Source organism: Okeania hirsuta (genome assembly GCF_003838195.1).
GTDB lineage: Bacteria > Cyanobacteriota > Cyanobacteriia > Cyanobacteriales > Microcoleaceae > Okeania > Okeania hirsuta.
This window is the reverse complement of the sequence record NZ_RCBY01000716.1, coordinates 85,868-100,147: the sequence shown is the minus strand read 5'-3', so window position 1 is coordinate 100,147 and position 14,280 is coordinate 85,868. Positions and strand designations below refer to the sequence as shown.

Here is a 14,280-nt window from a genome sequence, read left to right as displayed (position 1 = left end):
TTAGTATGATTATGTTAATGGGCATTGTAGTCAAAACTCCTGATGCTTATGCTGCTAAATTTGGCTCAGTTTCCCACATTTACGCCTTCGGAGATAGCTATTCAGATAACGGGGCATCATTTGAAATTTCGACTCAGGCTGTTGATGCAGGTGTGCCTGGTTCATTTATCTTGCCAGCTGACCCAGCTTTAGGAATTTATGATTCTGAAGGACGCGCGACCAATGGTCTCACAACTGTCGAAGTGTTGTCTCAGAATCTCCAAGTTGGTTTAACCGATTACGCAGTTGTGGGTGCCAAGAGCGGCAATGGAAACTACAATGCTTGGTTAGATGATTTCCAAGATACGGGAGCCTTTGGCCAAATTGAGCAATTCACCGCAGAGCTATCGGGTCAAGTTGCTGATAGAAATGCTTTGTACTTTATCTTTATCTCCGCCAATGATCTTTTGGAATATGTTGACTTTGACTTGCCTGGAACTGTTGAAGAACTATCAGTCCAAACTGTGAATAATATTGGACAGAGCCTATCCAATTTAGCAGCATTGGGTGCCAATAAGTTTATGGTTGTTAATTCTTCTGATATTGGTATTGTACCTCATATCATAGAATTTGATAATACTGATGAAGCAGTTCTATTTACAAAGTTGGTTAACGAGCTTCTGCCCCAGAAACTAGAGATGCTTACTGAAGAATTAGGTGCTGAAATTGTACTGTACGATCATATTGCAATTAGCGATCAAATCCGTTCCAAGCCAGACCAATATACTTTGACTAACTTAAACTATCCTTGTCAACCTACATCTCCAATTGAGCCTGCCTGTTCATTACCTGATGAGTACTATTTTTGGGATGAAATTCATCCTACTGCTCGTGTGCATCAAATTATTGGGGAAGATATGGCAATCTTCGTTAAGAACCAGCAATGAGTACCCGAGCCATCCACTGTTATTGGTTCATGAAATATCCATTTTTGTACCGTTTCGGCAAGTCCTAAGTATTTATAATCAGGATTGTGATTTAATTAATAAATTAGAGGCATATGTATAAGTCAATTTTAACTTCTCTAGCGTTATATTTTTCCCTTGCTAGCATCATCTAGATAGGACAGAGCGTTATCTACAAGAGCCTCCATTGTTTCCTGGCTAAGTAAAGGCACAGAAAAGGGGAAATGCAAAAACATTTTCCCCTCAAAGGTTGCAACAGAAGCAAAAAAACACCCCCTAAGTGTAGGCTGTGAGGCAACGACACTTATTTCTGAGAGTTCAAATTGACCGTAAGCTTTGGGAATGTTTACTCTACCAATATTAGAGACTGCCACTGTTAGATTGGGTTGACTAGGGCTAGACAGAAGAACCTCAGTAAACTTCCTCATAAGCAACATCTCAATGAATATACCATTGTCCTTTAAACCAACTTTTAGCTGCTGGATCACATCCCGAGCTAATTCCCAAAAGGATGTACTTGTGCTTAAAGTGTGAAATGAATCTACACCACAAGCCAATATCCCCATGTGTTCATTGCCGATTACTGGTTTCAAGTATTTGCGTATATTAACAATACTCCGACAAGACATTGGCGTTTTCTGGTCTGGCCTGATTTTTCTCGCTGCGGCAAACATCATTGCTGCGCATAAAGCACCTTGTACTGTTGTCTTTTCTTGGCGACAACGATTAACCAACTTTTGAGTAAAGTTGGCATCTAAGTTTCTATAAACATTACCAGAACGTAGTGAATCAAGAGGTACAGACTTTTTAATCCCCAATTTTTTGGGTCGGTGCCAAAGCAGTTTGAACTGAAGTCGCAGCAAATACAAAAGGATATTGATATTACGCCTAAACCCTTTGGTTGATGGGGGAAGTAATTCATTTATAGATGGAAGCGCTGGTAAGCTAGACACTGGAACGAGTCGCTCGCCAGAGGCAATTTTCGAGCAGTAGCTCAAGATATCTGAATATAACTGAATGCTTGATAAACCATCCGAGATGGCGTGATCTATTGTGATAATCAGATGGCTAGTACTGTTTTCACTAAAATCCTGTTCTTGAATAAGTACACCTCGCAACAACACTTCACTACTCTCAATTTTGGTGTTTGATTCTTCTAGAACTATTTCTTGCCATTGTTCCTCATGGTATTTATCCACAACTCGCAAAGGAATTTTTTTTGCACCAGTTTCAAAACGAAGGTTATCCAAATCACCAACGATCCGAGAATTAAGCCGAGGGTGACGCTCTTGAATAATATCCAGCGCCTGTCTGACAATTTCTTCACTCAGGGTTCCCAATATGCACCCGCTCACCACCACATTATTTGATGCATTAGTAATGCGATTGAGCATTTCCAAGGCTTGCTCTGGTTCACAGAGTTTTCTATTATCAATCATCAATAAACACCTACACAAAATTAATTACATATTCTGTTTGGGATGATTTGGAGTGTGCCAAAAGTTATTTGTAGCATTAATCAATGATGCCGACTAATATACAATTAATATGATCTCCGTTAGTATGGTTTGTGTAAAAGTTTAGGGAAATATCTGCGGTCATATAAGGTTTTTCCTTATCTTAAAGCTTCTTTCTTCTTCCTTGCATTCTCTATATAATACCAATGCTAACAGATATGATATAATTGATTAACTTTGTCTCACTATCCCAAAACTCACGAGATAGAAAATTTCAAGCTGTTATGACTTCTATATAATCCATTTGGCACCTTTACTCAGGATTAGATTTTTTGAGTCATTGAGTTCTAGTGGGAAGAAAAAATTAAAAATACTCCCCACCCTTACAATGTATAAAAAAATAAATACGCTTAGGGGTTCTATAAAGTAGCAGCCAGAGGTTTTGCTTGACACGATCGCTGACCTTTCATGATCATTTTCACACCTCCAGTCGGCAAGAGAGTGATACCTCGAACCTTAGGTTTAACAGGTCTGCGATCGGCCAGTTCTAGTTTATATTTTGATAGAATAGTTGCCAAGACCAACTTCATTTCATATATGGCAAAGGCGTCGCCAATACACATACGAGTCCCACCGCCAAAAGGCAGAAACTCATAGCTAGAGTATTTACGTTCTAAAAAGCGCTCTGGCTTAAACTGTTTCGGTTCGGGATATAAATCCTCCCGCTGGTGAGTGATATAAACACAGGGAATCAAGACTTTTCCAGGGGGCAAACAATAGCCCAATAGTTCTACTGGCTCTTGCACAACCCGTGCAAACAAAGTTATTAGTGAGGGACACATGCGCAGGGTTTCATTACAGACCGCAGTCAAATAAGGTAATTTAACAATGCTCGTCGGTTCGGGGTTTTCCTCTAAAGTCTCCAGTTCTGCCAATAGCTTTTCGGTAACTTCCGGCATATGATGAATCCAGTACAGCGCCCAAGTCATTGCTGTTGCGGTAGTGTCTAGACCTGCGCTCATTAAAGTTCTTAACTGATCCCTTAATTCGACATCAGTCAGGGGTTGACCTTCTTCATCCCGAGCTTCTATCAATAGGGAGAGGATATCTGTGCGATTAGGATCTGGTGAGGAGCGTCGTTCTCTGATTTCCGAGTAGATAATTTCATCAACTTGCTGCATTTGGCGACAAAAGTATCCCCAGGGACTCAGCGGACCAAGATCCTTTTGCATTATGGGTAAAATTATTGAGAGGGCATTTAAAGGAGAATTAAACATCTCCGATATGTTCTTCAAAGCTTGCTTGAGGGTTTCTAATCGTTCTTCTTGCTTAATGCCAAAGACCGCCTCTAAAATTACTTCTCGGGATATATCTTGCATAGTGCTACCAGCAGTAAATCCTTGACCAACTGTTAATTCATCCATCGCCAAAGATGCATGGTTGCAGATTAGTTTACCGTAGAAGCGCATGCGAGCACCATGAAAGGGAGGCATTACCATCTGCCGCATACGCTGGTGGCGACGTCCTGACACAGTTGTCAGTCCAGTGTCTCCAAAAAAAGGACGTGTAATCGTGTTCAGGTCTCCGGGAGCTGTAAATCGCTTACGATCCGTAAAAATCTTCTGCAATGCTTGGGGGTTACTGACGAACAGGGGAGACTCCTCCAAACCATGAGCAAGAGTTAAACCAACACAATCTGCTGGAAAAATATCCCGATATGGCTGTCGGGCAGCTGTTTCCATATAACCTATGGGATCGGCTAATGAATGGAGTTGCTGCAAAAACTTGGGACTTTTAGGACCCTGTGGCAGTTTTGTCATAGTTTTACTTCCTTTATTAAGAAATATATTATTAATTGTTACTACTGAAACACAATTTTGGCAATGTCTTGCTTTGAGCCTATCGCTTATCACATCTTATTTTAGGGTATTTAGGATACTATAGTAAGTATGGCAGGATCGATCTATCGTTTTGTGGGAGTCTCTATACTAGAGACAGACTGAAGTGTTCCTTAGGCCAATCGCTCACCTTTCATTATCATTTTCACTCCCCCAGCAGGGGTGATATTAGTACCTCGGCGCTCGGGTTTAACGGGTTTCTGTTCGGCCAGTTCTAGTTTATATTTTGATAGAATAGTTGCCAAAACCAACTTCATTTCATACATGCCAAAGGCATCGCCAATACAGCGACGGCTTCCACCACCAAAAGGCAGAAACTCATAGCTAGAGTATTTACGTTCTAAAAAGCGCTCGGGCTTAAACTGCTTCGGTTCGGGATATAAATCCTCACGGTGGTGAGTGAGATAAACACAGACAATCAACACTTTTCCAGGGGGTAAAGAATAGCCCAATAGTTCAACTGGCTCTTGCACTTGCCGTGGTAACAAAGTCATTGCTATGGGATAAATGCGCAGTGCTTCATTGCAAACAGCAGTCAAATAAGGCAATTTAACAATGCTCATTGGATCGGAGTTTTCCTCCAAAGTATCCATTTCCGCCAATAGCTTTTCCCTAACTTCCGGCAGATGATGAATCCAGTACAGTCCCCAAGTCATTGCCGTTGTTACAGTTTCAGTCCCGGCAGTTAGTAGATGCATTAATTGATCCCTTAACTCGACATCACTCATGGGCTGACCTGTTTCATCTCGGGCTGATATCAATAGGGAGAGGATATCTTTGCGACTGGGGTCTGGTGAAGAGCGTCGTTCTCTAATTTCAGCATAGATAATTTCGTCAACTTGCTGCCTTTGGCGACAAAAGTATCCCCAGGAACTCAAAGGACCAATATCCTTTCGCAGTATCGGGAAAAACATCCAGGTGTAATTTAAGGGAGAATCAAAAATCTCCGATAGATTCTTCACACCTTGCCTGAGAAGTTCAGCTCGTTCTCCTCGATCAAGGCCAAATATAGCATCTAAGATTACTCGTCGGGAAATCTCTCGCATGGAGGTATAAGCCGAAAACCTTTGACCAATTTTCAATTGGCCGAGTGCCAAAGATGCATGGTTACAGATTAGTTGACTGTAGAAGAGCATGCGATCGTTATGAAAGGAAGGCATCACCATCTGACGCCGACGCCGATGCCTACTTCCTGATAGAGTTATCATTGAGTAATCCCCTAGAAAAGGAGTCAAAATCTTGTTGAGTTCTCCAGGAGCTGTAAAACTCTTCGGATCTGTAAAAATCTGCTGCAATGCTTGGGGGTGACTAACGAACAAGGGAGACTCGCCCAAACCAACTGGCTCTGCCTGGAAAATATCCCGATACGGCTGTCGAGCAGCTGCTTCCATATAACCTATGGGATCGCCTAACCAATGAAGTTGCTGCAAAAGTTTGGGAGTTTTGGGACCGTCTGGCAGTTTTTTCATCGTTTTGCTTCCTTTACAAGAAATATGTTAATTGTTACTATCTAATATTTATTAGAGTCTTTCTCCTAAGAAGAAAGACTCAATTTCCTTGTCACCCAGTTCTTCTTAGGAAACACGTTGCCAACTAGCGATAACGCTATTATCCTTATTATCCCCATATAGTCTAGTTATTACAAGTGTATCTTCTGAAATCTCAAAAGCCATTTCTAGGTCTGTACCAATAAAATCTGGAACTAGACTAACTTCAATATGGTAAATAAGTTTATTATCTCTAATTTCATATTTACAAATATAACTAGCATACTTGTTCCCTGCCTGAATATATCTAACAGTTGCTCTGAGATATTTAAATAAATTTGTTATTTTTGCTTTTCCACCATACGCCATATTAAATATTTCTTGTATAGGTAATCCCAAACCCAGGCGATTCCTCATTATAATTGAGGATGACATATATCCTTCCTGAGTATATATGGTGTAGCCTACAGGATTTTCCCCATAGGGATAACTGATTTTTTGTTGGTTATCTACAGATTTCACTTCAACAAGCTTCCATGTTCCAACAAGAGCATCTTTTGAAACTATACTATCTGTCATTTCTGTTCCTTGTGTCATTTTTATTCCCTAATTAAATTATTTGTTTTTTTGAGATAAAGAATGCCTATAATGCATTAAATACTTACTCATAATTATATCATAAAGCAATCCTAAATGGGTTGTCAAAATTCAAGAAAAAGCTACTTTTCTCCAAAGTAGCTTTTTTTCTAAATTAGCTCTAAGAAGGTAAATTTAGAAAGCCACTTTTGTTCAAATATGAAAGCATTTTTTCTAGGTATTGCTTGTCTATAGAGCTAAAGGCAATTTCACTGCCGAGCAACCCATTTTTAGTATTGCGATCGTCAATAGTAACGCCTGAAAGTACGTTGGACTCTTCTTCTGTCAATTTGCCTGTTCCAGCCTGCACCCCAAAAAAGTAAGGATAAACCGAGTTTTCGGGATGATTCGATAAAGCTATCTGCCAATCATTTGATGAAACTTTTTTCACAGAGGGAACTAAAGAGCAAATAAAATCAAATACATTGTTCCAAGATGTGGATTTAGGATTGACTAAATTAAATGTTTTGCCCAAAGATGCCTCTTGCTGAGACAAGTGAACAACCGCTTTAGTTGTTTCATTTATAGGAACCCAGTTCTCTAATTTACCTTCTAAAGTTGGTACCATTCCTAATTCAATACAACCCATAACATAGCGACAAACTATATCATCAATCCTACTAGCACCAGTATTAGCATCTGCTGTTATCGTCGTTAAGCGATATATACAGGTAGGAATTCCTAGTTCCCTCCCCGCCGCTACTAACTTTTCCGCTACCCATTTACTTTGGAAGTAACCATTTGTCAAATTATTAGCTTCATCACTCAAAGGTTCAGATTCAAGAATGGCTGTACCTTGCTCGTTAGTGGATGATAGTAAAACTATATAAGTAGACATAAAATGCACAGGTTTGACATAAGTTTGACCAGCCAATCTTAAAACTTCTTGAGTTCCTATAACATTAGTAGGCTTGAGTATACTGTAGGGGTAAAGATGATTAGTCCAAGCTCCACTATGATAAATAACATCAATCTGGTTGGCAAGTAAGTTAAACTCTTCTGTTGGTAGTCCGAACAATTTACTAGATAAATCTCCCACTACAGGGATAACTCTAGAGCCAAATTTCTCCTCATCCCAGAGCCAATAAGATTCTAGTTTATCTTTGAGTTTCTGTTTAGCTGAATCAATATCATTAGCCCGAATTAGACAGTATATATTTGCTGAAGTTGTTTGCAATAACTCATCAAGCAAATAAGTTCCAATAAAACCTGTCGCTCCTGTTAAGAAAATATTCTGAGGTTCCACAATATTCTGCTTAACTGTAGTACTAATAACAATTGTCGGGTCTACAATTACTTCAGCTTTAAAATCAATTTCCTCACCAGACAAGTTATTATCTTCTTTATCTGAGCTATCTGTTACAGAAAATTCCAGAGGAATTACATCAGGTAAATACTCTACCAACGCCTTCAGAGTAGGATAGTCAAATAATAATGTAGAAATCAAATTTGTCTCTAAACTTGACTCCAACCTATTTTTCAATTCTACTGTCATCAAAGAATCTAATCCTAAGTCAATAAAAGGTTCGTGCATTGCTATCTTTTGTGGATCTGACCAACCTAAGGTTTTAGCTATCAAAGAGCGAACGTGATTGGTTAATAACTCCTGACGTTCTGCAATTGCTGCTGATTCTAATTGTTCTCTAAATGCCGATTTTTTACTTGATGATGACTCAGTGGAAATCAAATTCTCAATAAATATTGTCTTTTGATCCCGTGGTAGTGCCTTAAGGAATTTTGACCAATTAACGGGCAATACTGCTACTTGACTCTCTGAGTCAGATAACAATGACTCCAATGCCTGCATTCCCCTGTCTGTTTCTATGAGAGTCACCCCACTACTCTCCAGTCGTTTTTGATTCACAGTATCTAAACGAGCTGTCATCCCTACAGATCCCCAACCTCCCCAGTTGATACTCAATCCTGGTAATCCCAGACCTCGACGATAGTGAACTAAGGCATCCATGAAAGAATTAGCTGCAGAATAATTGGCTTGGCCGGGAGCGCCTAGAATAGCAGCCATGGAGGAAAAACAAACAAAGAAATCTAAGGGTAAATCTTTAGTCAGTTGATGCAAATTCCAAGTTCCCTGCACCTTGGGAGCCATCACTTTAGTAAACCGCTGCCAAGTCAGATTTTGAACTAATCCGTCATCCAACACCCCTGCTGCATGAATCACCCCTTTCAGTGGAGGTAATGACGTTGATATTGTCTCTAAAGTTTGGGCGACATCCTCTTGACGGGAAATATCTCCTAATAACACACTCACAGAAGCTCCGGCTGTTTCTAAGTCCTCAATGACTTTTTGGGCGTTTTCATTAGGAGTGCGACGTCCGCTCAAAACTAGATGTTTTGCCCCCTGTGTTACCATCCATTTGGCTAATTCTAATCCTAATGCTCCTAATCCACCTGTAACCAAATAACTTCCTTCAGCTTGGATAGACTTAGAATCAATAGAAAGTTGTGGCATTTCTATGACTACCTTCCCTATATTTTTGGCTTGCTGCATATACTGGAAGGCTTCTGTAATTTGTGTACTAGAAAATACTTTGTGAGGTAAGGCAACAAGTTCTCCTTGGTTCCATTTGTGGGTTAATCCCTCTGACACCTGAACCATTGCCTCTGGTTGTTCGTGGGATACTTGTCCTAAATCAAAAGCGAAATAGCTGACATCTGGTCGTTTTTCTTGAACTTGCTGTGGCTCCCAAATCCCGATTTTGCCAATTTCCACAAATCTTCCTTGAGGAGATAATACTTCCAAATTTTTGGGAATGTAATCTCCATTGAGACTATTGAGGACTACATCAACTCCCTTTCCTTCAGTAATCTCCATGATTTGGTCAGCAAAATCTAGGGTGCGGGAGTTCATAATATGTTTGATTCCCAGGGATTTGAGAAATTCCCACTTAGGAGGACTAGCAGTAGCGAATACTTCTGCTCCCGCCTGTTGAGCTATTTGTACTGCGGCCTGCCCTACTCCTCCTGCTGCTGCATGAATTAATACTCGATCGCCAGGTTTAATTTTGGCTAACTGCTGCAATCCATAGTAAGCTGTGGAAAATGTCAGAGGTAAGGTTGCTGCTTCACTGAAACTCATTTGTTTCGGTTTAGCCATGAGATACTCAGCCTCAGCAGGAACAGTAATGAAACTACTGAAACCATCATGGAGCATATTTACTATTACTTCGTCCCCTACTTGCCACCGTGAGACTTCTGCTCCCACAGCAGAGATTGTGCCCGTACATTCCAAACCAAAGGTGAGTTGTTGGGCACTGGTAATGCCCAGGTGTTCGGCATAGTAGTCTTTGAGCAATCCTAAAGCATTGAGTACGTCTCGGAAGTTTAGTCCTACTGCTGCTACCTCAATTTCTACTTCGTTAACTTCAGGAACAGGACGCTGCATTGGCTGCCAGCCGAGGTTGTCTATCAGTCCGTATTCTGGCAGTTTTAATTGCACTGGTTGCCCAGGGGCACTCATTGTTTGTTGCTGTGGTTTTCGTCCTAATCTGGCCACATAACGATTTCCCTGACGTATCGCTATTTGGTCTTCGATATTTTCTGATAATAGTTCAGCTACTAAGGAGTCTAGGTTTTGCTCAATATTGGCTTCTGGATCGCAGTCGAAACGTTTACACTTTAGGTCTATGTGTTCTATGGCAACTATTCCGCCGAATCCCCATAAACTTCCATACTCAGGATTAATTACTTCCGAGTCTTTGTTAACACTCTGAGTTCCTTGCGTTACCAACCACAACTGTGGTGTTGTCTCGCTATTACTTTCGAGAATTGCGTGTACCAAATGCAGTGCAGACGCACAAATATTTTCTTGAATTTTATCTAATTCTAAGTTTTCTTTGTTTTCTGATTTCTGCACTCCCCAGAAATGTACAACTCCTGTAATTCCTGAATTTTCAGCCAGCAGTTGTTGAAATTCTTCCTCGTTATTGGGATTGATTTGATAGTGCTGTGGACTTAATTGCTTATATGTCTCTCCTGGCGATACTTGAATGCACTCTTGCTCTTTGTTTTGTAGTGCTTCTATTAGTTGAGTATCTTCTGCCAAGATTAACCATTTGCTGCTTGCTGTTGATGGGTTCGTTGGTGGTAACTCTTGAGCTTGCCAGTCAACTTTATAATACCAATGACTGATATCTGGCTGCATACTTTTCAAGAGTACATCGGCAGTGGTTGCCATTACCTTGAATCCTTCTAGCTTGGCTAATACCGTTCCCTGGTTATCTACTAAGAAAATGTTTGCTGTTAAGCTGTTTTCTTGTACTTGTCCTATCGCCCATACTTTACTTATTGTCCGACGATATACTCTCAATTTGTCTATCCCTAATGGCAGATAGGTTTGATCGTCTGTGTCTGATTGAGCTAGAGCATAACCTGTAATTTGTAGGGCTACATCTAATAGGGCTGGATGTAGCTGATAATCTGTTACGTTTTCGATTAATTCGTCCGGTAAAACTATTTCGCCTAGAACTTTGCCTTTACCTTTCCACAACTGTTTTAGTCCTTGGAAACAATTGCCGTAGTCTAAACCTAAAGACTTACATTTTTCATAATGTTCTTCTACCTCTATTACTTGAGTACAATCTTTTTGATATTGTTCTAAGTCTATGGTTTCTTTATCCTTGGCAATTGGCTCTGAGTAGATTTTTCCTTCGCTGTGCAACTTCCATTCTAGCGTGCGTTGATTATCAATTTCCGATCCGCTAAATACCTCGAACTTATAACTATTGTCTTCTGAAGGGCTGACTACCGTTTGTACTTTCTTGATTTCTGTTTCTGGTAGAATTAACCCTCGCGCTATCACCACATCAGATACTACTACTTGTTCTTGAGAGCTGAAGATATTTTTTCCTGCTGCCATTGCTAATTCTAGGTATCCCGTACCTGGAAATAGGACTTGCTCGAATACTTGGTGATCTTTGAGGTAGTCTGGAGATTTAGGGCTTAGGTATGATTGAAAACGATATTGCTCATCTATTCCTGCTAAGTCAACTTTTTCTCCTAGTAACGGGTGCAAATATTTTGACAAAGACAGTTTTTGTTGATAGCCATTGTTAATTTCTATCCAATATTTTTCTCTTTGGAATGGATAGGTAGGCAATAGCACTTTCTCTCGGTTATAGTCACGATCAAATCCTAACCAATCTACTTTGACTCCCTGTACGTATAACTGTCCTAAACTGGAAAGGAGCTGTTGCCATTCATCAACTCCTGGACGCAACGATGGCAACCATACACCTACTTCTGGTAAACATTGCCTTCCCATTCCCAACAAAATTGGTTTTGGTCCGATTTCTAAGAAAGTTTCGTAGCCTTGCTCGCTTAACTCTTTCATACCCTGGGCAAACTTTACTGGTTGCCGTACATGACTCACCCAATATTGAGCTGTAGTTATACTATTGTCTGCTTTGGTTCCCGTGAGATTTGATATAATTGATATCCTTGGTTGATTGTAGGTAATTTGATTCGCTACAGTTTCAAACTCTGCTAACATCGGTTCCATCAATGGTGAATGGAAAGCATGGGATACCTGTAGTTGTTTGGTTTTGATTCCGGCTGATTCGAGCTTAGTTGCGATCGCTCTTACTGATTCAGACTCCCCAGAAATTACTATGCTTTGGGGTCCATTCATAGCTGCTATGGCTACTTTTTCTTCCAGAGACATTGCCTTCAAAGTTTCCAGGACTTTCGACTCTGAAGTCATTACTGAAACCATCTCACCACCAGCAGGTAATTTCTGCATTAACCTTCCCCTAGTGGAAATTAGTTTCAAGCCATCTTCTAAACTAAATACTCCGGCTACAGTTGCTGCCACATATTCACCCACACTATGACCCATGACTACATCTGGTTTAATTCCCCAAGATTCCCACAGTTTAAATAGGGCATATTCTATAGCAAACAGCACTGGTTGGGTATACGCTGTTTGGTCTATCAAAGATGAACCAGAATTATCTGTAGCTTCAGAATAAAGAATATCTCGTAAAGACTTTTCCTGGAAAGTTTCCACACTACTCAGAATTTCTTCACATTGGTTAATCGCTTCACGGAAAGTGGGTGCTTGTTCATACAACTCCCTTCCCATGTTTGCATATTGGGAACCTTGCCCTGTAAAGAGGAAAGCGATTTTATTTCCGGTAGTATTGTTTGTCAGTTCTCCTGAGTAAATTCCGGTTACTTCTTCTCCTTCCTGGTTTTCTCGGAGTTTTTCTATTAATTCTTGTTGGTTGCGTGCAATAACTGCTAGTCTGTGGTGGAACTGGCCACGTCCTATATTAGCTGTATAGCAGATATCAGCTACCCCTAATTCGGGATGAATTGTTAGATAATTTTGATAACTATTGACTAACTCACTAAGAGCTGTTTCACTTTTAGCTGAAAGAGTCAAGATATGAACTGCACGTTCTAAGTCATCTTCACTGTTGCCTGTTGCCTGTTTACTGTTGCCTTCTCTTGGTGCTTCTTCTAAGATTATATGAGCATTAGTTCCACTAAAACCAAAGGAACTTACGCCAGCGATGCGACTTTTGCCATTAGTTTCCCAAGGGGTAAGATTCGTCGATACTTGTACAGGTAATTGAGACCAATTAATATAAGGATTAGGCTCATTAAAATGCAGTGACGGTGCTATTTGTTGATGTTGCAATTGCAGGACTAATTTCATCAAACCTGCAACTCCTGCTGCTCCCTCGGTGTGACCAATATTAGTCTTGGCTGAACCAATGATTAAAGGTTGCTCTTGAGAATGGGTTTTGCCAAAAACTGTTCCTAAAGCTTCGGCTTCTATCGGATCTCCCAAGGAAGTTCCAGTTCCATGAGCTTCAATATAACTAATATCTGCTGCATCTATTCCTCCATTAGCCATAGCTTGACGGATAACAGCTACTTGAGAAGGACCATTAGGTACTGTCAAACCACTACTGGGGCCGTCTTGATTAATAGCACTGCCACGAATTACTGCCAGAATATTATCCTTATTCGCAACTGCATCACTGAGGCGCTTCAATACAATAATCCCACATCCGTCTCCACGGACATAACCGTTTGCTGAAGCATCAAAGGTTTTGCACCTACCATCTACCGATAACATACGACCTTGAGACAGAGCAAGACTAAGCTCTGGAGATAGCAATAAATTCACCCCTCCTGCTAGAGCTAGATTACACTCTTTATTTCTTAAACTTGAACAGGCTAAATGAATACTTACCAATGAAGAAGAGCAGGATGTATCTACTACTAAATTAGGTCCGACTAGCCCCAGAGTATAGGAAATTCGCCCTGATGCTGTACTGTGGGAGTTACCTGAACTCATATAAGCATCAATTTTTTCTAGACCTTGACTGAATATACGAGAAGTATAGTCATTGGTACAAATACCAACAAATACACCCGTTTGACTTCCTTTAAGTTGTTGCGGATTATTTCCTGAATTCTCTAGAGCTTCCCAAGTGACTTCTAAGAGTAATCTATGTTGGGGGTCTAAATGAGTGGTTTCTTTAGGGGAAATACCAAAAAAATTGGCATCAAACTCTTGTACTCCATTGATAAATCCTCCATAACGACTGTACATTTTGCCTGGAGTTTCTGGATCGGGATCGTAATAATCATCAAGATGCCATCGCTCTTTTGGGACCTCAGCGATCGTATCTACTCCATTTTGTAAAACATCCCAGAAAGCTTGTGGAGTAGATGCACCTCCGGGAAAACGACAACTCATACCAACAATAGCTATTGGTTCTGTAGTTGCTGCTTGAAGTGCTTGAATTTTTGCAGTTGCTTGTTTGAGTTTTAGTAGTAAACGTTGCTCATTTGAGAGTTTTTCGGGTGAGTTAAGTTCCATCTT

Annotated in this window: 6 protein-coding genes; 1 reads left to right on the top strand and 5 read right to left on the bottom strand. The window is 40.4% G+C overall.

The features are described 5' to 3' along the window. Positions 1-11: 11 nt before the first annotated feature. Complete coding sequence (locus tag D5R40_RS34060) at positions 12-926, top strand: SGNH/GDSL hydrolase family protein (RefSeq protein ID WP_205127897.1); 915 nt, start codon at positions 12-14, stop codon at positions 924-926. 143 nt (positions 927-1,069) lie between these two features. Here D5R40_RS34060 and D5R40_RS34055 read toward each other — a convergent pair whose 3' ends face one another. From D5R40_RS34055 to D5R40_RS34035, 5 genes are all read right to left on the bottom strand, one after another. Next, a complete protein-coding gene (locus D5R40_RS34055; protein WP_205127896.1) occupies positions 1,070-2,383 on the bottom strand; it encodes a phthiocerol/phthiodiolone dimycocerosyl transferase family protein in 1,314 nt (437 codons plus the stop codon). A 437-nt stretch (positions 2,384-2,820) separates the two neighbouring features. Continuing rightward, positions 2,821-4,221: a cytochrome P450 gene (locus tag D5R40_RS34050; RefSeq protein WP_124155963.1), complete on the bottom strand. Its 1,401-nt coding sequence runs from the start codon at positions 4,219-4,221 to the stop codon at positions 2,821-2,823. A gap of 191 nt (positions 4,222-4,412) precedes the next feature. Then, positions 4,413-5,768 (bottom strand): cytochrome P450, encoded by a 1,356-nt coding sequence (locus D5R40_RS34045; RefSeq protein WP_124155962.1) that lies wholly within the window; start codon positions 5,766-5,768, stop codon positions 4,413-4,415. Between the two features lie 105 nt (positions 5,769-5,873). Next, positions 5,874-6,383 carry a lipocalin-like domain-containing protein gene (locus D5R40_RS34040; protein ID WP_124155961.1) on the bottom strand — a complete coding sequence of 170 codons (510 nt, stop codon included), beginning with the start codon at positions 6,381-6,383 and terminating at the stop codon, positions 5,874-5,876. A gap of 160 nt (positions 6,384-6,543) precedes the next feature. Then, positions 6,544-14,277 (bottom strand): type I polyketide synthase, encoded by a 7,734-nt coding sequence (locus D5R40_RS34035; protein ID WP_161565209.1) that lies wholly within the window; start codon positions 14,275-14,277, stop codon positions 6,544-6,546. Positions 14,278-14,280 lie beyond the last annotated feature (3 nt).